This window comes from Shewanella sp. Arc9-LZ (genome assembly GCF_010092445.1).
Taxonomy (GTDB): domain Bacteria; phylum Pseudomonadota; class Gammaproteobacteria; order Enterobacterales; family Shewanellaceae; genus Shewanella.
This window is the reverse complement of record NZ_CP048031.1, coordinates 1,942,672-1,964,616: the sequence shown is the minus strand read 5'-3', so window position 1 is coordinate 1,964,616 and position 21,945 is coordinate 1,942,672. Positions and strand designations below refer to the sequence as shown.

The 21,945-nt window shown below is 40.0% G+C and carries 18 protein-coding genes; 9 read left to right on the top strand and 9 right to left on the bottom strand.

Annotation, left to right across the window (positions count from 1 at the left end):
- Positions 1–20 precede the first annotated feature (20 nt).
- Complete coding sequence (locus tag GUY17_RS08405; RefSeq protein ID WP_162022850.1) at positions 21–698, top strand: glutathione S-transferase family protein; 678 nt, start codon at positions 21–23, stop codon at positions 696–698.
- 139 nt (positions 699–837) lie between these two features.
- A complete protein-coding gene (locus tag GUY17_RS08400) occupies positions 838–2,001 on the top strand; it encodes a zinc-binding dehydrogenase (protein WP_162022849.1) in 1,164 nt (387 codons plus the stop codon).
- 180 nt (positions 2,002–2,181) lie between these two features.
- Here GUY17_RS08400 and GUY17_RS08395 read toward each other — a convergent pair whose 3' ends face one another.
- The 3 genes from GUY17_RS08395 to GUY17_RS08385 form a co-directional block, all read right to left on the bottom strand.
- On the bottom strand, positions 2,182–2,514 hold the full coding sequence (locus GUY17_RS08395) for a hypothetical protein (RefSeq protein WP_162022848.1): 333 nt from the start codon (positions 2,512–2,514) through the stop codon (positions 2,182–2,184).
- A 176-nt stretch (positions 2,515–2,690) separates the two neighbouring features.
- Positions 2,691–4,946: an AAA family ATPase gene (locus GUY17_RS08390; protein ID WP_162022847.1), complete on the bottom strand. Its 2,256-nt coding sequence runs from the start codon at positions 4,944–4,946 to the stop codon at positions 2,691–2,693.
- Between the two features lie 858 nt (positions 4,947–5,804).
- Positions 5,805–7,481, bottom strand: coding sequence for an AMP-binding protein (locus tag GUY17_RS08385; RefSeq protein ID WP_162022846.1), 1,677 nt, complete (start codon positions 7,479–7,481; stop codon positions 5,805–5,807).
- A gap of 615 nt (positions 7,482–8,096) precedes the next feature.
- Here GUY17_RS08385 and GUY17_RS08380 point away from each other — a divergent pair.
- Entirely contained in the window at positions 8,097–8,843 is a 747-nt protein-coding gene (locus GUY17_RS08380; RefSeq protein ID WP_011637074.1) for an HAD-IIA family hydrolase, read from the top strand.
- 158 nt (positions 8,844–9,001) lie between these two features.
- Entirely contained in the window at positions 9,002–10,660 is a 1,659-nt protein-coding gene (locus GUY17_RS08375) for a M28 family metallopeptidase (RefSeq protein ID WP_162022845.1), read from the top strand.
- A gap of 142 nt (positions 10,661–10,802) precedes the next feature.
- Here GUY17_RS08375 and GUY17_RS08370 read toward each other — a convergent pair whose 3' ends face one another.
- A complete protein-coding gene (locus GUY17_RS08370) occupies positions 10,803–11,204 on the bottom strand; it encodes an ACT domain-containing protein (RefSeq protein WP_162022844.1) in 402 nt (133 codons plus the stop codon).
- Positions 11,205–11,852: 648 nt separating this feature from the next.
- Between GUY17_RS08370 and asnB the strand changes: the two genes are divergently transcribed.
- Complete coding sequence (asnB, locus tag GUY17_RS08365) at positions 11,853–13,517, top strand: asparagine synthase B (RefSeq protein WP_162022843.1); 1,665 nt, start codon at positions 11,853–11,855, stop codon at positions 13,515–13,517.
- Between the two features lie 126 nt (positions 13,518–13,643).
- On the opposite strand, the gene GUY17_RS08360 is transcribed toward asnB, so the two are convergent.
- Entirely contained in the window at positions 13,644–14,396 is a 753-nt protein-coding gene (locus tag GUY17_RS08360; protein WP_011637070.1) for a TerC family protein, read from the bottom strand.
- A gap of 192 nt (positions 14,397–14,588) precedes the next feature.
- Between GUY17_RS08360 and GUY17_RS08355 the strand changes: the two genes are divergently transcribed.
- Complete coding sequence (locus GUY17_RS08355; protein ID WP_162022842.1) at positions 14,589–15,104, top strand: GNAT family N-acetyltransferase; 516 nt, start codon at positions 14,589–14,591, stop codon at positions 15,102–15,104.
- A 47-nt stretch (positions 15,105–15,151) separates the two neighbouring features.
- On the opposite strand, the gene GUY17_RS08350 is transcribed toward GUY17_RS08355, so the two are convergent.
- From GUY17_RS08350 to GUY17_RS08335, 4 genes are all read right to left on the bottom strand, one after another.
- Positions 15,152–15,349 (bottom strand): DUF1289 domain-containing protein, encoded by a 198-nt coding sequence (locus tag GUY17_RS08350; RefSeq protein ID WP_192116125.1) that lies wholly within the window; start codon positions 15,347–15,349, stop codon positions 15,152–15,154.
- Positions 15,330–15,680: a VOC family protein gene (locus GUY17_RS08345; protein WP_162022841.1), complete on the bottom strand. Its 351-nt coding sequence runs from the start codon at positions 15,678–15,680 to the stop codon at positions 15,330–15,332. Before GUY17_RS08345 ends, GUY17_RS08350 begins: the two co-directional genes overlap by 20 nt.
- A gap of 95 nt (positions 15,681–15,775) precedes the next feature.
- Positions 15,776–16,483: a DUF445 domain-containing protein gene (locus tag GUY17_RS08340; protein WP_162022840.1), complete on the bottom strand. Its 708-nt coding sequence runs from the start codon at positions 16,481–16,483 to the stop codon at positions 15,776–15,778.
- 146 nt (positions 16,484–16,629) lie between these two features.
- Entirely contained in the window at positions 16,630–17,025 is a 396-nt protein-coding gene (locus GUY17_RS08335) for a GNAT family N-acetyltransferase (protein ID WP_101087506.1), read from the bottom strand.
- A 312-nt stretch (positions 17,026–17,337) separates the two neighbouring features.
- On the opposite strand from GUY17_RS08335, the gene GUY17_RS08330 reads away from it, so the two are divergent.
- The 3 genes from GUY17_RS08330 to GUY17_RS08320 all read left to right on the top strand — a co-directional run bounded on the left by GUY17_RS08330 (position 17,338) and on the right by GUY17_RS08320 (position 21,911).
- A complete protein-coding gene (locus GUY17_RS08330) occupies positions 17,338–20,823 on the top strand; it encodes a DUF748 domain-containing protein (RefSeq protein WP_162022839.1) in 3,486 nt (1,161 codons plus the stop codon).
- 120 nt (positions 20,824–20,943) lie between these two features.
- On the top strand, positions 20,944–21,300 hold the full coding sequence (locus GUY17_RS08325) for a glutathione S-transferase N-terminal domain-containing protein (RefSeq protein ID WP_162022838.1): 357 nt from the start codon (positions 20,944–20,946) through the stop codon (positions 21,298–21,300).
- 164 nt (positions 21,301–21,464) lie between these two features.
- Positions 21,465–21,911 carry a hypothetical protein gene (locus GUY17_RS08320; protein WP_101087503.1) on the top strand — a complete coding sequence of 149 codons (447 nt, stop codon included), beginning with the start codon at positions 21,465–21,467 and terminating at the stop codon, positions 21,909–21,911.
- The last annotated feature ends 34 nt before the right edge of the window (positions 21,912–21,945 follow it).

Genomic DNA, 21,945 nt, shown 5'->3' with positions numbered 1-21,945 from the left:
TAAATGATGGACACTGACTTATGATTACTTTGCACGGTTTTGCAGCTAGCAACTATTACAACCTAGTGAAACATGTACTGCTATACAAACAACTGCCATTTCAAGAAAACCTTATTTACGGTGGTAGTGACGAGTTACTGAAAGTCAGTCCAGCTGGCAAAGTACCTGCTATCACAACGACTGAAGGACTGAATATTTCAGAGTCGAGTGTTATTTGCGACTTTATCGAAGAGACTTACCCTGCAACGTCGCTATACCCTGAAAATGCCGGAGAGCGTGCAGTTGTGCGTCAAATTATGAAAATGGCAGAGCTTTATTTTGAACTGCCAAGCAGACGACTTATACCTTATGCATTTTCTGGCACAGAAGTTCCTGAATCGGTTAACGCTGAGGTCCGCCAAGTGTTAACCCGTGGCATTACCGGTTTAAGTCGTTTGTGTCAGTTTTCACCTTGGATTGCCGGCGAACAATTCACCATGGCAGATATCTACGTTTATTACGTCAACACCATAGTCAGCTCGTTTGGCTCGAGCCAGCTTAACTGGGATGTACTGGCTGAAATACCAGGCATGAAACAGTGGAAAGATGCCATGAGCCAAACGGTTATTGCCCAACAGGTGGAATCCGATCGCCTAGCAAACATGCCCGAATTTATGCAAAAAGTGAAAGCTCAAATCCAAGCGGCGAACGCTGGATAATACTTATTTATACGAAATGATATTAGAGATAAAAACAATCAATACTGACGTTTGACTTGAATTCAATTACAAACAGAAATAGCCAATACCATAAAGTGATTGGCTCAATGAATTAATTATTTTGCAGGAGAGAATCCCAATGACAGATACCAATATCCAACTGACTTCATTGATCAGCGAAGACAATAAATTAACGCTTGCGTTAAAAAACATCGACATGCCACAACCAGGTGCCGATGAAGTGGTTATTCGCATTGAAGCTGCGCCATTAAATCCGTCTGATTTAGCCGTTCTGTTCAGCGCTGCAGATATGACTACTGCGACACAAGCAGGCACTGAACAAAGCCCCGCTATTATTGCGGATGTTCCGGCTAAATTTATGCCAGCGGTTAAAACCCGAGTCGGTAAAGCCATTCCTGTTGGTAATGAAGGTGCAGGAACCGTTGTCGCAGCGGGTTCATCGCCTGCAGCGCAAGCATTAATGGGTAAAACCGTTGCTGTCATTGGCGGTGGAACGTATCGTCAGTACCTATGTGCCAATGTGCAAAGCTGCCTAGAATTGAAACAAGGCACTACCGCTAAAGAAGGTGCATCTTCTTTTGTTAATCCGCTTACGGCATTAGCAATGGTCGAAACAATGCGTGCTGAAGGCCATAAAGCCATTATTCATGCAGCAGCTGCGTCTAATCTTGGCCAAATGTTAAACCGTATTTGTATTGCCGATGGCGTCGATTTAATTAACATCGTCCGTAAAGCGGAACAAGAAACGCTATTACGTGACATGGGCGCAAAATACGTTGTTAACTCAAGCAGTGATACTTTCCTAGCTGACTTAACCGCAGCAATTATTGAAACAGGTGCAACGATTGCGTTTGACCCAATTGGTGGCGGTAAATTAACCAGTGACATTCTTAACTGTATGGAAGTGGCTGCATCGCGTGATATGAAAGAACACAGCGTTTATGGTTCTGACACTTTCAAGCAAGCTTATATTTATGGCGCATTAGACCGTGGTCCTATTACGCTTAACCGTAACTTTGGTTTTGCATGGGGTGTTAATGGCTTCTTATTATTCAATGCGCTAGCCAAGTTAGGCACTAAATCGGTTATGGCGATGCGTAAACGTGTTGCAGATGAAATCACCACCACATTTGCTAGCCACTACACCCATGAAGTGTCATTGGCTGAGGTATTACAATTAAAATCAATAGCGGGTTATTCTAAACATGCTACTGGTGAGAAGTACTTAATTACACCGCAAAAGCAGTTAACCTTCAAAGACCATAACAGCTTAATCGATTGATTTTTAAAGCAATAAAAAGCAGATACTGATTATAGTATCTGCTTTTTATTTGCCTGTTCATCATAGCAACAATCGTGGGTGGCCATGTTATCTTGTATCTTGGACGGATTTTTTTCGACCTTTTGCACATAAGATGACAGTTTCAGGAGTTCCAGCCGAAGGCGAGCATGCCTAACCTTGTTATGTGTATTTGCTTTTATCAACTTGAATCTCCTTAAAAGAGCCTGAAGAAACTAGTATTTTTGAAATCTGCTCGATTACTTTTTTATGATTGGTTTTAGGGATAATAAACAAGCCACCCCAATCATCATTTAATTCGAAGATCCCTCTCTCAAATTCGACTTCCCAAACATAATCATCAGTTACGTAGTCTTCCATTATAATTCTTGAAGGCTTGAGAGCATTTTTCAATATGTAAAGGACATCAGGAAAATCACCAGATCTGTGATCACCGCTAAACTCGATCAAATTATGATCTGATTTATAACCCAGACGGATAAAGAATGAATTCATATTATTTACCAACGCTTCACTCACCGGAACTTTGGGAGCGAAGCGAGAAAAATTCCGACTACAATGATTTGTTAGGCCAACTCTTGAATGCCATATTGACGTTCTATCTTCTCGAACAACAATCGTGGGTGGCCATGTTATCCTCTCTGACACAACTAAACTCACTGTGAATTTAATTACGCTGCTACAACTTCTTTAAGTTGATTGGCCTCTCCATCAAAAAGCTCTTCCCCACACATCATCATGTCGTAGTGCGATTCATGGCCTGACTTCAAAAAAATATTCTTAAAAACGGTCAAGTAAACTTCAACTTGATCATCAATGGCTTGGATAAACAGATCATCAGGTATGCAATGCGAACCATCATTGATCCAGTGCAGAAGTGATAGACAAATTTGTTGCTCTTCATGATTTTCAAATTTAGCAACTATGTCTTCATCACTGAATTTACCCAATATTTTGAAATAATTCTCAAGTATTCGGCGCATAGTATTTTGAATAGTTATCCCAGAACGGTTTTTGCGATCTTTTAGTTCCTGCCACATCAGCTCATAGGCTGAGTTAATTGGGTTTTGCTGTTCATAAGACTGAATAGACGTAACGTTATTGGCTTTGCGAAATATCCAAAAGTGTGTTTTATTACATCCATTCGAGCGTCCATTTTGAAATGATGCTTCTTTATGGAAGTACACATTGTGTGTAAAAAGTAATAGCTGCTTGATAGAAGAACCATCTTTTACTTCTTTAATAATCCCCTTAACTATTGCGCTGACAATATAGAGTACGTTGCTGTCTAGACTGGATATAGGATCATCAATGACGACGACTCGGCTTTGTGCAACGGCATCCCGAGTTAAGGCTCCATTGGCTAACTGCACAAAATATAATAGTGTAATAAAGGTAACTTCTCCTTCACTTAGCGATTCGAAAGCCAATTCACCATTTTGACGCTGAATGACGTAATGATTTTCTAACTGCTGTGAAGGAACAATCTCAAAATTTACAAATCCATAAGCCATTAACAGCCTATTAATCTCATTTACTGCTGGTTGAACACTCGTTGTATGGCGACTTAATTCGGCAAGTTCTGTTTTCATTTTGCTGACTAGGTTTTTGAATTCATCAACTTTACCCCCTAAAGCATCAACAGCTTTTGTAATACCTTTTACTTTCTTGTGATAACTATTAAAATCTTGCTGGATTTCAGCAACTAAAAATATCCATACATCGGAGATAAAGCGTTTTTTTTCCCTGTCATAGTTTGTCGCAACTTCGTTGTGTTTGGCGATTTCCTTATTGGCTTGGATAATCAATAAAGATATTACCTTTACGACATCTTTCGTCACATTTACGTCAACTTTTGAGCTTGGTTTGTCTAGTTTGTTTTCAATTGCCATAATGTTGGCTCTAAATTGCCCTTCGGCACTTTTCAATGCTAATTCAAACTCTTCTATGTCCAGCTTAGAATTTTCGTTTTGCTTCTCTTGTTGCACTAACTGATTGGACACGTAAAAGAATTGTGATACACGCTCGTTGTAATGAGCTGTCATTCTTTTTATTTTTACGAGTAGTTGTTCAAATGATGTATCGAAAAAAAGTTCAATTTTTTTCCTGAACTCATCATCAATCGTTGGTTTTTGACAGAATGGACATATATCACTGGAATGTATGAATTGCCGACCGTGATTAACCCAATCTTGACAACCAAGCACTTCAATTAAACCAGATATATCAACGTCGCTTTGACCTGCTACAACCGTCTGCCAAATAGAATCAGATTCAAGTTCATGAAGCGAATCGAATTCAGGCACTGCTAATAAAGGAAAAGACTTTGGCCTTTGACCTAAGATTGTTGCACCACGAATTTTAAGTTCCTCGTACTTTAACTCTACTCCGTGATTTTCACCCTCAGTTACGGCAATACTTATAATCCTATCTTTAAACAATTCTCTCTTCAAAGAGCCCTTCAGTGCCTCTTTAAAACCAGAGCCATATTTTTTATAAAGGGACCAACATTTTTCAGTGAAGTCAGTATTTAAGGCTATTTGACCTTCTAACTTTTTCTTATGATCTTCAGTGTATTTGGTTAATTGATTTTTAGCATTATCTTGTTCTGATTTTTTACTTTTTATCTCTTCAACTTGCTCCGTAGTAGCTTCACCAAGTGTAAAAACACCTGCTATATCACTACTACCAAAATTTTTATCTCGAAACGCTTTATTGTAAACCAAGGTGGGAAGTGGTTGGTCATTTAACCATTTAATATTGCACTGCTGAAATCGCTCAATACTTGTATCAGTCAAATAGTTTGATGCAGTTGTTTTACCACAACCATTAGCGCCATAAAAAAAGTTAACTTCTTTTAGTCCATTTACTTGAATACCTTGTTCATTATAAGTTGCTATGTTGGCCAGCTTGAATGATTCGATCATACCCTTTCCTTGGTTTATAGTTTATGTTTTCAGTTTTGAGCACAACAATATTAAGTTAGGGAGTATAACTTAATTAATATCAGTGTGATTTTAAGTGTTTACCGAAGAAAGCACTGTGAGATAATCGCTATTGTGGTTAGAAGAATTTAGAACCTTTAGTCTTACATAAAGATAAGTACAAAATGAATAAAAATATATGGCTATTTTAGTTTGACTTGGATTTCAGATTGTTTCAGTTAACACATAACGGAGCATAAATGAGTTAAATACTTTACTTTCAAAGGGTGTGATTCAACTCTGGACTTGAGGACGTTGAAGACTCTTTATAAAAGAATACGTGAGCTGGCCATGGATGGTGAGCTTAACTTTCGCGGTACAGGATGTACCATCGGAAGCGTTAGCATTTTCATTCTTTACTATAAAGAGTTGACCGAAGAAGGATTCAAACGAGGCCAAAAGCTCGATTAATTTCCGTCGCGACATTTTCGCTGTTCAGAAAATGTTGCCGGAAGCTGAGGGTTTGCAAAGGGGTACAAGCGCTTTACCCATTTGCTCTGGTGTGGGTGAAGCGCCACGACGTTAGTGGCCGCAGGCCATAGCCTAAACAAGCTTTGGGGCATACATAAGTTAAAGATTTTACTTTCAAAAGGTGTGATTCAACTCTGAACTTGAGGCCGTTGAAAAATCTTTATACAAGAATGCGTGAAGCTCACATGGCCTTTCTCGCACCAAATTGCTGAAATGGACGTTGACGAGAACCTCAGTCAGCATGTGAATGAGGTTTCGTCGGATTTGTTCGGCTTCGCCTCATATCAATACCAAATATGTTGATTATCCTTAGCACGTCAGTAATAGCGCCTATGAATCTCGCAATTCTCGACGTAAGATCTTGCCAACATTTGATTTTGGCAATTCATCTCTAAATTCAATTATCCTTGGGTTTTTATAACCGGTAAGATATTTTCTACAATGTTTTTTTATTTCATCAACGGTCACATTACCTTTGCGTACAATAAATAATTTAACTATCTCTCCTGTGACGTCATCAGGAATGCCAATGGCCGCAGCTTCGATGATGTGAGGGTGAAGGGTTGCAACCTCTTCAATTTCAGTTGGAAAAACATTAAATCCCGACACTAGAATCATATCTTTTTTACGGTCTTCAATATAAAAAATCCCATCGTCATCCATTCTTCCTATATCGCCAGAGCTTAACCACCCTCCGACATGCATTACAGTATTGGTTTCGGCTTCTTGTTGCCAATAGCCTTTCATCACTTGGGGCCCTCTAATTTGAATTTCACCAATTTGGTTAGGACCTAAAGGTTCATGTTCATCATTAACGATACGGAGTTCAGTGCTGGGTAAAGGGACACCAATTGAAGAAATAAATGATTGTTGTTGATGAGTACCTGCAGCGACCACTGGGGAACATTCAGTTAAGCCATAACCTTCTATGACAGGCATTCCAGTGAGTTCTTGCCAACGATCAGCAATATGTTTCTGCGTCGGCATTCCACCTGCAATAGTAAAACGAGCGTGACTAAAATCTAATTCTTGAAAACCAGCATGATTGTTTAGACCATTAAAAAGTGTATTTAAACCAAAAACCATTGTGAATGGATATTTACTTAAATCTGCTACAAAACCATCTATATCTCTTGGGTTGGTAATGAGTAAATTCGTTGCACCGAGAAAGAGCATAAACATCATACTCACTGAGTTGGCAAAAATATGATAAAGCGGAAGTGGGGTTACTGCATATTCCTTATCATATAAGGTTCTTGGGCTAAAATGAGCATGAACCTGTAGAACGTTAGAAATAATATTACTATGAGTCAGCATTGCCCCTTTCGCAGGACCCGTCGTTCCACCTGTATATTGGAGGTATGCTAAATCATCTACTGTTATTTGGGGATCAATAAAGGGAAGTTTCTTGCCTTCGGTTAATGCTCTACGCAATGAAATAGCGTCGGGAATATGATATTTAGGCACTATTTTTTTGACATGTTTGATAAGAAAGTTAACCAATGTACGCTTATGAATCGCTAACTCATCGCCGATTTTGGTTAACATAACATGCTTAATGTTAGTCTCATGCAGTATTTGCTGAAGGTTATTACCAAAATTTGTTACAGCAACAATAGCACTGGCCCCTGAGTCTCGTAATTGATGTTTTAATTCTCGAGGGGTATAAAGTGGATTAACGTTGACAATTATGAGTCCTGCTTTTAATGCACCTAAAATAGTGATGGGATATTGCAATAAATTAGGCATCATCAAGGCGATTCGTTCGCCTTTTTTCATTTTTAGTTCGGATTGTAGATAAGCAGCAAAAGCGTTACTTTTACTTTCGAGATCTTGATAGGATAAGCTATGTCCCATATTAATATATGCTGCTTTTTTAGCATGCGTATTAAAAGGCTCTTTAAACAAATCATTGATATTGTTATACATACTTGAATCTATTTTTGTGGGCACATCCTCAGGATATTGTGTTAGCCACGGTTTATCATTTGTCATTATAGCCATCATTAATGTTGTTTAAACATCACTATTGTAAATTAACTTACCTAATCAGTATAAAAATAATAGACTGAATTCAATGAATTAACTACTGTTCTAGGGGGTTATCAGTAGCTAATCTCTCGGAGTGTGACTCATCCCTGCTTTTATCGCTTTTCCGCTTCACTCTACCTTTCTTCAACAATGGAAAAAGCATTCAGCTACTGCATTATCATGACAGTTTCTACTGTAGCAAATACATGTATCAGAGGTTGTTGTTAAAGTAAGCTTCGTTAGTCAGACACATTAACAAAAAAGCAGGATAAATCGCCATGGCGACTTTTTCATATCTGTTGTTTAAGTCAATAGAGAAAATGTTGCGGGGTGGCTGGGCCGTTTCTCTTGGTCTGGTGTGACGCGCCAGGACGTTAGTGGCCGCACCATATCGACAACAACAAACGCTATAATCAATATCCCCCTACTCCTCAACCTGCAACCTGCAACCTGCAACCTGCAACCAATATTCTCTCACTCACAAATAGTAAATCAATCACCCTACAGGCATTTTTTATATTTAATCGTTGTTTTCTGAATTGAATTAGCATTAGATGTAAGCAGGTTGTATTTGAAGGAAGAAATTACTGAATGAAAAATATTATTTGCGATATTGATGGTGTGCTACTGCATGACAACAAGCTAATCCCTGGAAGCGACAAGTTTATTCACCGCGTACTTGAACAAGGTAATCCGCTGGTTATCCTCACTAATTATCCCGTTCAAACTGGCAAAGACTTACAAAATCGACTCGGCGCTGCAGGTATTAATGTACCAGAAACCTGCTTTTATACCTCAGCCATGGCTACGGCAGACTTTCTAAAACACCAAACCGGCAATAAAGCCTATGTAATTGGCGAAGGTGCACTGACACACGAACTTTACAATGCCGGTTTCACCATAACGGATATTAATCCAGACTTTGTCATTGTCGGTGAAACCCGCTCTTACAACTGGGATATGATCCATAAAGCATCTCGTTTTGTTGCTGGCGGTGCACGCTTTATTGCCACCAATCCAGACACCCACGGCCCTGCATTTAGCCCAGCATGTGGCGCATTATGTGCAGCCATTGAGCGTATCACAGGTAAGATGCCATTTTATGTGGGTAAGCCTAGCTCGTGGATTATCCGCTCGGCGTTGAATCATATACAGGGACATTCTGAAAACACCGTTATTATTGGCGATAACATGCGCACCGATATTCTGGCTGGCTTCCAAGCGGGTCTAGAAACGATTCTGGTGACGACTGGCGTAAGCCAAATGAGTGATATAGACAAAGAACCTTTCAGACCAAATCATGTGTTTGCCTGCGCTGGCGATATCGACGTCGTTTAATTAGCACCAGTTAATGTCCGCCAGTTAATAAACTGAGCACCCAAGACACAATTTACATTAGGTAACACAATTCCAAGCCAGTGAACTTGTTTTCAAGCACTGGCTTGCTTCATTATGCTTGTCTGAAATAAAAACGAATAACAATAACAGGACATAGCATGAAACGATTGTTTCCTTTTTGCGCCATTGCCTTACTGTCAGCATGTAACGGCGATGATGCTAAACACGCTGCAACCGACGATATCATTCCGGCGAAAGTGACTGCGGTAACCTTTGACGAACAACGCTTTAGAACCGATATTGAAACATTATCGTCGGATAAGTTTGAAGGTCGCGCGCCAACAACCCAAGGCGAAAAGCTCACCATAGAGTATTTGTCTGCCGCCTTCAGCCAAATGGGGCTTAAAGGCGCTTATAAAGGCAGTTTTTTGCAACCAGTTCCAATGGTGAGCTACACCGCTAGCGAACAACAGCAGGTTACTTTAGCTGGGTTGGATTTACAGTACCGCCAAGATATCGTGTTAAGCAGTCGTCACGATAGTAGCCAGGTGAGTATTAAAGATGCGCCATTAGTGTTTGTAGGTTACGGTATTAATGCGCCTGAATATGGCTGGAATGATTACCAAGATCTCAACATGAAAGGCAAAATTGCCATCATTTTAGTCAATGACCCAGGCTTTGCACATCCTGAAGGTGCCAAGTTCAATGGTAAGGCGATGACTTACTATGGTCGTTGGAGCTATAAATTTGAAGAAGCCAGTCGCCAAGGCGCGTTAGGCGCAATTATTATTCATGATACCGAACCTGCCTCTTACCCTTGGTCGGTAGTTGAAAACAGCTGGACCGGTGCTCAACAAGATTTAGTTCAAAGCAAAGCAGAACAAGATCAGCGGGTCCAAGTTGAAGGTTGGTTAACCTTAGACAGTGCTACGGCCTTATTCGATAAAGCGGGCTTGTCATTAACGTCATTAATGGATCGCGCCGCTACCAATTCACTCAATGTCGATTTAGCCCAAACAGCCAGCATTGAATTTGCCAATAAAGCCGAATATGCCGACAGTTTTAATGTGGTTGCAACATTAGCTGGCAGAAAACAAGCTGATGAGCAGATTTTATTTACTGCCCATTGGGATCATATCGGTACCGATGAAACCAAAGACGGCGACCAAATTTATAATGGCGCGTTAGATAATGCCACTGGTACCGCCGGTATTTTAGAAATTGCCCGCCAGTTTGCCCAGCAAGCTAAACAAGGGCATGGCTTGGCCCGTTCATTAACCTTTATTGCCACTACGGGTGAAGAACAAGGCTTATTAGGCTCACGTTATTATGCTGCAAACCCAATTTATCCAATTGATAAAACCGTGGCAGTATTTAACCTCGACAGCACCAATATTTATGGTAAAACCAAAGATTACACGATTGTCGGTAAAGGCCAGTCTGAGTTAGAAAACTATTTAGACCGCGTTGTCGCTAAACAAAATCGTACCAGCCAAGGTGAGCTAAACCCTGCATCAGGCGGCTTTTTCCGTTCAGATCACTTCAGCTTTGCTAAATTAGGCGTGCCAGCAGTATTTGCCGGTGGTGGTAACGAACCGCTTGATGAAGCTACCGCACAATACAAAACGGCAATGCTGGTCAAAATGAAGGGTTGTTACCATAACGTTTGCGATCATTATCGTCCTGAATGGGATTTATCCGGTTCATTACAAGATTTAGGCGTGTATTACCAAGCTGCGGCAGAGTTAGGTAATAACCAAGATTGGCCAGGATACTTTGCCGGTTCTGAATTTAATCAATTACGTCCTGCAGATTAGTACAGTACTACCCTATTCCTTCCCCCCAAGGATTGGCCCATCACGTATTTGATGGGCTTTTTTATTGGTATTTGGCTATTAGCATTTATGTCATTAAGCTTTGTGTCATGAGTATCTGATTTAAGCCTTTAGATAACCTGACTTACACTTTATTAAATTCATTTAGCGCTTCGATGGCTAAAGCCGCCTTTTCTGTTTGCACAAAAATATGGTCATGATAATAAGCGGCAATAACATTAGCGCTAATGCCTTTTTCGGTAAGTTTATTGGCCACTGCAGCCGTTAAACCAACGGCATCCAGACTAGAGTGTACCGTTAAGGTAATGCCTTTAAATACCGATTCAAAAGACAAGCCGCCCTCTATAGCAGCCGCTTTGGTTAATACTAATGTCAGCCCTTCAGATTCGCGAAACATCGCGAGTGGCGATAAAGTTTGATAATCGCCATATTGGCCGCCCGGCACTGAGCAAAAAACGTATTCGTCATCTAATAATACCGGTGACATCGATGCAAGTAATGCCGTTAAATTTGTTTCACCTACCATACTTTTTTCCTTAAATATGTTTCCGTTATAAAGCGATTTTATGGATCACGCTCTTGTGTTGCAATAAAAAGCGCCAGCCTTAATAAAATGTGGCTTAACGTAAATGCAGCTTTGCTGCTTGTTACACATAAGTGACCCATATAAGTGACTAACAGAAGTGACTAACAGAAGTGACTAACAGAAGTGACTAACAGAAGTGATCAACATAACCCTATCCAGTATTAAAACACTTAACAAGTTTAGCGCTGCTTGGTTGACTATCACCGAGTGAATTGAAGCCCCATTATCGCGCATCAACATGCCACGTAGGCACGATTATGGCTACGTTAAAGGCGTTAAATGACCATTAAGCCCCACTTTTGTTCAAATAAACATCATACGCACAGCATTAGTGCAATTATGGCTTTTAGTGGTATTTGATTATGAAATCTTAAAAAAAATAGCCATAATCACGATAAAAATAAAGATATATCAATAAAAACGACATTTAACAAAACATTACTCAAACAAAAAGATATTTAAAAGAGATAAAATCATTAAAATAGCTATATTTATGATGTTATCTCAAAAAACAAGCTTGGCAGTTAACCAAAATGCTGGCAAAGTAGGAACCAGATAAAGATTAGCCAACGCTGCTGGAGCCGTATTATGTGTTCAATATTTTCAATTTTAGACATCAAAACTGATGCAAGCAAACTTCGCCAAGTGGCGTTAGAAATGTCAAAACTGCTGCGTCACCGCGGCCCAGATTGGTCTGGCATATATGCTGATGACAAAGCCATTTTAGCTCATGAACGTTTATCGATTGTTGACGTTGACCACGGAGCGCAGCCACTTATCAGCCTTGATGGCAACATAGTGTTAGCCGTAAACGGTGAAATTTATAACCACAAGCAGTTAAAAGCTCAGCTAGGTGACAAATACCAGTATCAAACTAACTCAGATTGCGAAGTGATCTTATCACTGTACCAAGAATACGGTTGTGACTTTTTAGACAAACTGAACGGTATCTTCGCATTCGTACTGTATGACAAAGCCAAAGGCACGTACTTAATCGGTCGCGACCACATGGGCATTATCCCACTTTATACAGGTCTAGATGCATCTGGTAACTTCTACGTTGCTTCTGAAATGAAAGCATTAATGCCTGTGTGTAAAACAGTTGCTGAGTTTTACCCAGGACAGTATTTATATTCAGCCGACGGTAAACCAACCCAGTATTATCATCGTGAATGGCGTGATTTTGATGCCGTTAAAGATAACCCAGCTAGCATTGAAGAATTACGTGAAGCATTAGAAGCTGCAGTAAAACGCCAGTTAATGTCTGATGTTCCTTACGGAGTATTATTGTCTGGTGGCCTAGATTCATCAGTGATTTCTGCCATTACACAAACATATGCAAAACACCGTATTGAAAACGACGGCGAAACCGGCGCATGGTGGCCACAACTGCATTCATTTGCCGTAGGGTTAGCTGAGTCTCCAGATTTAGTCGCAGCGCAAAAAGTGGCCGATGCCATTGGCACAATTCATCACCCTATTGTGTATACCTTCCAAGAAGGCTTAGATGCAATTAAAGAAGTGATTTATCACTTAGAAACGTACGACGTAACCACTATCCGTGCCGCTACGCCAATGTATTTAATGGCACGTAAAATTAAAGCCATGGGCATTAAAATGGTGTTGTCTGGCGAAGGTGCTGACGAACTATTTGGTGGCTACCTATATTTCCACAAAGCGCCAAACGCGCAGGCGTTCCATGAAGAATTAGTCCGTAAGCTTGATAAGCTGCATTTATTTGATTGCTTGCGTGCCAACAAAGCTATGGCAGCATGGGGACTTGAAGCACGTGTGCCTTTCTTAGATAAAGAGTTTATTGACGTAGCAATGCGCATTAACCCTGAAGCGAAGATGTCTAAAGATGGTCGTATCGAGAAGCACATTTTACGTCAAGCGTTTGAGCACAAATTACCAAAAGAGGTGGTATGGCGCCAAAAAGAGCAGTTCAGTGACGGCGTAGGTTACTCGTGGATTGATGGCTTAAAAGCTCATGCGGCAGAAAACGTAGATGACGTGCAATTTGCTAACGCAAAATTCCGTTTCCCATACAACACGCCAGAGTCGAAAGAAGCCTATTTTTACCGCAGCTTCTTTGAAGAGTTTTTCCCATTAGCCAGTGCCGCTGAAACAGTGCCAGGTGGAAAAACAGTTGCCTGTTCAACCCCTGAAGCACTATTGTGGGATGTAAGTTTACAAGGGCTTAACGACCCATCGGGCCGTGCAGTTAAAAACGTTCACGCTAGCGCGTATTAGCATTACGTGTCCTGTTCCTAAAATGTAAACGCATTTTAAGAACAGATGGCATTAACAGAAAAGCACACCCATTAATGGTGTGCTTTTTATTGTAAAAAATTACGATCTAAAATCATTCATATAAAACTAGTCATTTTCTGACATTTTTTTATTGAGATGAATAGTGCCAGTTTCTTTTCTCTTTTTGATTTTTATGTTGATAAGTTCCACCGTTAACGAGAATGCCATTGCAAAATAGATGTATCCCTTTGGTACATGGAAATCGAGTCCCTCAGCAACTAAAGTGAATCCGATTAACAATAAAAATGACAATGCGAGCATTTTAATCGTCGGATTTTCTTCAACAAATATACTGATTGGTTTGGCGGCGAACAACATCACAATGACAGATAAAACGATAGCAATAACCATAATCGATATATTGTCAACCAAGCCAACAGCAGTAATGACTGAATCTAATGAAAATACAATATCGAGAATCGCGATTTGAATTAACACTGAGTAAAAGCCAACTTGTGCAACACCATGAGTTGATTCGGTCGGAATATCAAAGCTCGTATGAATTTCATGAGTTGATTTGGCTAATAAAAATAAACCGCCAAAAATTAAAATCAAATCACGGCCTGAAATAGCATTATCTAACAAGGTGAAAATAGGCTCTACGAGTCCCATGATCCAAAATAAACTTAATAGTAGACCTAACCTAGCTACCATCGCTAAACCTATCCCGATAAGTCTTGCTTTATCTCTTTGATGAACAGGTAACTTTCCAACCACAATCGAGATAAAAATAATATTATCGATACCTAGTACAATCTCGAGTGCTATCAGGGTTAAAAGTGCCACCCATGCTTGCGGATCTGCTATCCATTCGAACATATACTACCTCTATAATTGAATTACATTGCCATAGGTTACTCTCGCAGAGAATCTACATTAGCCAAAAATTAACCACAATAGACAACATTTGTTTTGTGAAAATATATTTTTTCTAAGCATTTATTTTAAATTTGCTATGAATGATTTTAAAAGTTAGTTTTAAGAAATAAACTTTATTTATATTGAGATACCATGACAGACATCAGCATTTTTAATCTTGAGATGACCGACCGCAGTCAATTAAAACCTAAACATGATACCAACGGCTTAACCGTGGTTGAGGTGAAAATAAAACAATATCAATTCAATCGTTTTTTATATCAATTTGTGGGTGCTGCGTGGGAGTGGACAGATAAATTAGCCTTGTCCGATAGCCAATGGCAGGAATACAGCGAAGCGGATAATTTGCATTTGTTTGTCGCGTATAAAGACGGTGCACCAGCGGGTTACTTTGAGTTGCAGCAACAAGGTGACGCGACTGTCGAGATTATGTATTTTGGTTTAAGTGAACGCTTTATCGGTAAAGGCTTTGGCGGCTATTTACTGACTCAAGCTATTGAACAAGCGTGGTCGCTACCTAACACCCGCCGTGTTTGGGTGCATACTTGCTCATTAGATCACCCAAGCGCTTTACAAAACTACCAAGCTCGCGGGTTTAGCTTATTTAGAACCGATACCGAACCGAGAACCAACCCAACTGCGGTGTAGCTCAATACGATATTTGTAGTGCTCAACAATTATAGATTAGCGGCCTACTAGCGTTTTTTACGCGCGATAGCGCGTTGTTGTAACGTTTCCAGCAATGCGCTTTTTTGTTGTTGGTCCATTGTATGCCAAGCCAGAATCTCATCGAGCGAGCGATGGCAACCTAAACAGATATCCTGTTGATCTAAACAACATTGCCTCACACAAGGTGAGGCAATTTGATTGTCGTTATTCTGACCAGACGGCATATTCGTTACCATTAACGTCGGTAAAATGGAAACGTCTACCGCCAGGAAAACTGAATACAGCTTTGGTGATGAGTCCACCAGCCTGAATAATTTTAGCTTCTATGGCGGCTAAATCTTGGCTATAAAGCACAATTAACGGACTGCCGTTTGCTAAGGTGAATTGAGAGTCTGCTTGATAAAAGCCACCATCAATTCCGACCTGCAAAAAACAACTGTATTGAGGACCATAGTCTTGAAACTGCCAACCAAAAACCTGAGTAAAAAAGGCTTTGGTTGCGATGAGGTCTCTCACGGGTATTTCTAAATAATTAATACTATGATGTTGACTCATACTCACCTCTGTTACTCTGTTATTTGGCTGACAATATTATATGGCAGACAATATCATATGGCAGACAACGCCATGAAAATAATACGTTTTTGGGGTTAACTGTATTGCTGCAGCAATGCCGCTACGGCACCAATAATACCGCCGAACACACCACCCCACACAACTAACCAACCCAAATGGGTTTTAATCATGTCTTGAATGATTTGTTTCACTAATTCTGGCGTAAGTTCATTTAAACGCTGTTCAACAATATTGGCCACTTTAGCTTGCATATCTGCGATAACATCTGGCTTTTCAAGCTCATTGACTAAAATAGCATTGAACTCTTCACTTTGAGCCAGTTCAACTAACGACAGTTTCATTTTTTCAATAAATGGCTCTTTCAGTGGGATCAACGCCTCGGTTCCACCAAACATCGCTAACATGCCACCAAATGATGACTTTTCGATAGTCGACACTAATGCATCAAATGATGGCGCTAAATCAATTTTTTCAATCACAGGGGTTAAATCAATACTACTGGCACTACTGGTTGTCAAAAAGCGATCGATATTCTCTTGAGTAAAAAATTGCTGCATCATTAAATGTTTAATGCCCGCTTTAAACTCTTCAAATCGTGATGGAACCACACCGGAACCATACAAACCGGGGACTTTTTCAAACAACATATGGATTGCTAACCAGTTGGTTAATGCACCCGACAACGCAAATAACCCTATTGTCATGACAATTTGTTGTTGTAACACATACCCAACCAGCATAAAGACAGCCGCGATAAGGTTGGTTAATACGCTCTTATTCAATCTCTTTTCCTTAACATCTATGATGATAAAATAATAAAAAACCTCAGCTATTTTATCAGAAATAACTGAGGTCTACATAATTCATCGTTCATCTCATCACAGACTTAATTACCATGGTTAATGGTAAGCAAATAATACTGATCAATTTACGCCGTACAACTTAAGGATTCAGGTTCGATAGGCACTTGGGAATCATGGTGGTTAATCAATAATACCCCAGTACTTTGTGCCAACAACTGAGCCTTTTGGTACATTTGGCTAACAACATCCTGCTGCTGATATTGAGGTTTTACAAACACATCTTCCAAATACCACACAGGAGCAAGGCGCAATGAAGAAAACGACGGGTATAATTGAATAAAGCCCACCATTTCATCGTCTCTGATGGAGACAAAAATCATCGAATCATTTTCGGCCAAGCGATGCTTCAAAAAATGATGACACGCTGGATAGTCAGAGGGCTGTTGTAGTTGCTGCCGATATAGATCAAATAGCAGGCTCAATGGTTCTAAATCGATGCTCGAAGCTAGACGTATTTGCATTTCTCATCCTTGAAAAGAGGATTAAATACCGCGTATGAATATCGCAGATATCATGCCTATTAAGTAATGGCATCAAGCCATCAGGTTAAAACAATATGTCACTGTAAGTGTTTAACGCACAAAACAAAATGAACCTATATAAAAAAGACAAATAGAAAAATCTATTAATTACATAAGCTTAAATATAAAGTTAACATCAATAAACATAAATGTAAATTAATCTATTATCCTGACAAAATAATCATTCGTTACGATTGTTTTTTTGGTAAAATAGTCAGCTGTTGCCACTGTTTTGTATCAAGATTACCTCTTATGACCTCGTTTTTTGCGCAATTGCGCTCAGCGGTTACACCGCGCTCTCGTATTCTAAAATTTGCCCTTTATGGATTAACTGTTTATCTATTGGGTTGTGCTGTTCTCGGCGGATTGATTCCATATATTGCCAAACAACAAGCACCAACGATATTAACCGAGCAATTAGGCAGAAACGTTACCCTACAAGACATTAGTATCAACCCATTTACGTTAGAACTAGCGGTATCGGGTTTTGAAATCAACGAACTTGATAGCCCGAAAACGTTTGCGTCATTCGCCGCGGCCTATGGCAACATTCAATTATGGCAATCGATCTCATCTTGGGCGATAGTGATTGAAGATATCCGTCTACAACAACCCACCTTTAGAGTGGCGCGTACTGAAACGGCAAATCAACAAGTTGTATTTAACTTCAGTGACATTATTACTCGCCTAAGCCAAAATAGTCAGCCAACACCAATGAGTACTGAACCGAGTGTTATACCGGCGATAAACATTGCTAATATTCAGATCCAACAAGGCGTGTTTACCCTAGACGACAACGTCACAGATACCCACATTAATTATCCCAACATCAATGTGTCATTGGCACAATTCAATAGCTTGAGTAGTGCGTTAAACGACAAGCAAGACCAAGTAAATCGTTATAACTTACGCATAGAAGATCAATTCAAAGGCTCGGTCGCATTGCAAGGGCAATTCCAATTAGCGCCCCTGGCAATAAAAGGCGATGTTAAGGTGACTGGAATTGATTTATCACGTTACTGGTCTTTTATTGATCAACTGTTTGCGATTAACTTAGCTGAAGGCACGCTGAGCCTAAACGGACAGTATGACGTGATATTGCAAGACAAAAACTTAGCACCAATAAGCCATATCAATGTCACCAAAGCACAGATAGTGATTAAACGTTTTAAAGCGTTACATCAGCAAGATGAAAAAATCGCCATTGATGTCTTAGCATTAAATAATATCAATTTAGACAGCCACAAAAAACGCGTTAGCATTGGTGAGTTCCATACCGAAAAAGGTAATATCAAACTCAATATCACTCCTACTGGTGCTGATTTGGTTGCTTTATTGCTGCCTAAAGACACTGAGTTAACAACTACCGTAGATACCTCAGATTTATCTTCTACAGCCTCAACGACTACCGAGTCTGCTATTACCGAATCAGCTATTACCGAATCAGCTACTACAGACACGATAGATTCAGAGACTGCAGATTTAGGCAGTATAGATATAGAGAAAGCTAACTCAGATGAGCAAAAAGCTGACAGCACAAATGTGGCTGATACCATTACTGATAAAGCCATCGCGACCGTTAAACAAGTCACCACTGATCTCAACACAAAAGCAGCTAGCGATACAACTGCAAAAACAGATACAGAAACAGATGCAGAACCACTATTAGCGCAGCAATCACCACCATCAGCGACACAAGATGCTACGAAAGAAACGACAGTTGAGACAGACTCACAAACGACTCAACAAAAAACAGCAGTAACGTCTAACTCCATCGATGCTGACTCCCCTTGGTTAGTCACACTAGACAAAATCAGTATCGCGCAGTATCAAGTTAAACTGGGTGAAGGCATTGCCAGTGATAAGATTATTCTTTGGCAAATCGGCCCGATTGACCTCACTACTGGGGTAATAAAATCAGATCTATCCAGCCCGATTAATTATCAATTTTCGGCAGGAATTAATCAACAAAGCTTATTAACGTCAACAGGACAAGTTGATGCATTAGCGCAAACAGTGAATGCTGAAATCGACTTTAGTAATATGTTGCTGTCACGTTTACAACCTTATATTGCTCCTTACATCAATATCACTATTGAAGATGGCATGTTTTCCACTAAGGGCATTTTGCATGCAGACGCTAAAGACACGCTAACCTACTCTGGCAGTGCAAACATCAGTCAATTACACATTAACGATAACGTGTTAAAACAACCTTTGCTGACATGGCAAACCATGGACATCAACCAATTATCGTTTGATCGCCAACAAGCTAACATTGATATTGATGAAATAAACTTCGATAAGCTGTTTAGTCGCCTGATTATCTCACCCGACCGCAGCACCAATATTAGCGAGTTGATCAATACTCCTGCAGACGTAAAACAAACCACTGCTAGTGTCGAGACAGATAGTGTTGAGACAGATAGTGTTGAGACAGATAAAGTTGCTGTTAGTCCAAGTAAAGCTGAACAAGCGACCTTATCGACAGGCAATGAGCAATCCACCACCGATGCGCCACAAATGAAGCTCAACATTAATAAGATTGGCTTTAAAGACAGCTCGGCCTTCTTTGCGGATAATTCGTTAACGCCCAATTTTGCTTCGGGCATTGAAATGCTTAACGGCCAGATCACCAACTTATCATCAAATCCAGAAACCACTGCATCAGTTGATTTAGCGGGAAAAATAGACAAATACGCACCGGTGACGTTAAAAGGTGATGTTAACCCGTTATTAGCACAACCTTATCTTGACCTTAATTTGAACTTTGACAAAGTAGAGCTCACCTCGGTTAACCCTTACTCGGGCACTTATGCTGGTTATTATATTGATAAAGGTCAGTTGTCACTGGATCTAAACTATCAGCTTAAAAACAATGAATTAGTTGGCAGTAATCATGTAGTGATTGATCAACTCGAATTAGGTAAACGCAGTAACAGCAGTTTAGCAACCAGCCTACCGGTGACATTAGCGATAGCATTATTGCAAGACCGACATGGCGTAATTGATTTAGGCGTTGATGTGTCTGGGGATATTGATTCTCCTAGCTTTAGTTTTGGTAGCATCATCATTAATGCACTAGGCAATATCATAACCAAAGCGGTGACCTCACCGTTTTCATTCTTAGCTGGTCTTGTGGGCAGTGATGAACAAATAGATAAAATCAGTTTTGAGTATGGACGCAGCAACATCTCACTTAAACAAAAAAGCACCTTAGACAAACTGGCTAAAGCGTTAATAGACAGGCCGCTGCTTAATCTAAATATTAAAGGCAGTATCGACATAATTAACGATAAACAAGCATTAGCAGAAACCAAACTGCATAAGCAACTGGCTAACGCTGCGGGGATAAAATTCAAAGATTTCCCCAAAAGTGTCTCTGCCAGCAAATACCCTGTTACGGGGCCATTAGCAGATGCATTGTATCAATTGGTTGAGCAAGAGTTATCGCAGGATCCATTAGACATCAAGCAAAAATTACAGCAGAAAAAACCAAAACTGACTGAAGCAGAGCTGATCACGCGTTGGCACATTGGTTTGTACAATATGCTTAAAAATCACCAACAGTTTACTGCAGATGAATTTGGCCTTTTAGCCCAAGACCGCGCTAAAGCGGTTAAAGCCTATTTAATTGCTCAAGCAGGAATTGATGCAGGTAAAATATTTGTGCTTGAAAGCCGTATCAACACCGCAGAAGATGCCGCAGAAGCATTGCTTGAACTACAAGTAAAATAACCTGTCTGTGGCTGTTAACCGCTATCTACATCGGGTAGACTGCGCATACATTGCAAACGAGTAATCACAAACGTTTGTAATCATGATGTATCATTAATATTGTTAAGATTGAGGTTATCTATGTTTATCGTTCGCTGGATTTTAGGTCGAATTATTTTGTTGTTAAATTTTGTGTTTGCTCCTAAAAAGCGCCAACGTCCACAAGATCAACAAGCTATTGTCGATCAACAAACTCAATCATTGGCATTGTATCAATACGCCGCCTGCCCTTTTTGTGTCAAGGTTCGTCGTGATATGCGTCGCCAAAATTTAACCATTAACTTAGTCGACGCCAAACAAGATGACAACAAAAGCGTGTTAGTAAGCCAAGGTGGCAAGCTACAAGTGCCTTGTTTACGTATCGAACAAGACGGCAACACCCAATGGTTATATGAGTCAAAAGCCATTACCAGCTACCTCAACGAACGTTTCGCATAAAGCACTGGTTATGTCATGTCGCCACAGTTTATCTCAACACTGTGGCTAACATATTGCTGTAGAAATATTTTTACCCTGGCCATGCTTGTATCAATAAAGGTCATGATAATATATTGCAGCATTTATTCGAGTTTCATTTAACATAAGAACGAATGAGGTAATGAGTGTCAAAAATAAGCTTAATCATCTGCAGTCTCATACTGCTTAGCGCCTGTAGCGCAAGCGAACCTGATCCTATGGACTTTGCGGGGCAGTTTCGCGATGCATTCAGTACTCAAATTAAAGGTAATGGGATTAAGTTGTTTGTCTATAAAGCAAAATTAGCTACCGCCCTTGACCGCAGCATTCCTGGTGATTCCCCGCTAGAAAGAAGAATTCGCAGTAAACAAGATGCACAGAGTTATTTAATTGAACAACGTAACGCAGAGAATCGCCTCGAACTATGGCATCAACAAATTGATCTGGGTCTTAGAAAAACCATCGAAATGAATGGTTATTGTAAAGCCGGTTTTATTGAATTAAGTCGTTATGTTGAAACTGAGCGCGGTGAAATTCGTGGCGAATGTAATGATGGTGCTACCGCTGAAGATATTAAAAAATTCGGCGCCTAATTGCCAAGCCGATGCAGCTTTAACTGACTTAATA

Bases quoted from the DNA above. Each gene is read 5' to 3' on its own strand.
- GUY17_RS08405 (WP_162022850.1), top strand. From the start codon at position 21: ATGATTACTTTGCACGGTTTTGCAGCTAGCAACTATTACAACCTAGTG.
- GUY17_RS08400 (WP_162022849.1), top strand. From the start codon at position 838: ATGACAGATACCAATATCCAACTGACTTCATTGATCAGCGAAGACAAT.
- GUY17_RS08395 (WP_162022848.1), bottom strand. From the start codon at position 2,514: ATGAATTCATTCTTTATCCGTCTGGGTTATAAATCAGATCATAATTTG.
- GUY17_RS08390 (WP_162022847.1), bottom strand. From the start codon at position 4,946: ATGATCGAATCATTCAAGCTGGCCAACATAGCAACTTATAATGAACAA.
- GUY17_RS08385 (WP_162022846.1), bottom strand. From the start codon at position 7,481: ATGATGGCTATAATGACAAATGATAAACCGTGGCTAACACAATATCCT.
- GUY17_RS08380 (WP_011637074.1), top strand. From the start codon at position 8,097: ATGAAAAATATTATTTGCGATATTGATGGTGTGCTACTGCATGACAAC.
- GUY17_RS08375 (WP_162022845.1), top strand. From the start codon at position 9,002: ATGAAACGATTGTTTCCTTTTTGCGCCATTGCCTTACTGTCAGCATGT.
- GUY17_RS08370 (WP_162022844.1), bottom strand. From the start codon at position 11,204: ATGGTAGGTGAAACAAATTTAACGGCATTACTTGCATCGATGTCACCG.
- asnB (WP_162022843.1), top strand. From the start codon at position 11,853: ATGTGTTCAATATTTTCAATTTTAGACATCAAAACTGATGCAAGCAAA.
- GUY17_RS08360 (WP_011637070.1), bottom strand. From the start codon at position 14,396: ATGTTCGAATGGATAGCAGATCCGCAAGCATGGGTGGCACTTTTAACC.
- GUY17_RS08355 (WP_162022842.1), top strand. From the start codon at position 14,589: ATGACAGACATCAGCATTTTTAATCTTGAGATGACCGACCGCAGTCAA.
- GUY17_RS08350 (WP_192116125.1), bottom strand. From the start codon at position 15,349: ATGCCGTCTGGTCAGAATAACGACAATCAAATTGCCTCACCTTGTGTG.
- GUY17_RS08345 (WP_162022841.1), bottom strand. From the start codon at position 15,680: ATGAGTCAACATCATAGTATTAATTATTTAGAAATACCCGTGAGAGAC.
- GUY17_RS08335 (WP_101087506.1), bottom strand. From the start codon at position 17,025: ATGCAAATACGTCTAGCTTCGAGCATCGATTTAGAACCATTGAGCCTG.
- GUY17_RS08330 (WP_162022839.1), top strand. From the start codon at position 17,338: ATGACCTCGTTTTTTGCGCAATTGCGCTCAGCGGTTACACCGCGCTCT.
- GUY17_RS08325 (WP_162022838.1), top strand. From the start codon at position 20,944: ATGTTTATCGTTCGCTGGATTTTAGGTCGAATTATTTTGTTGTTAAAT.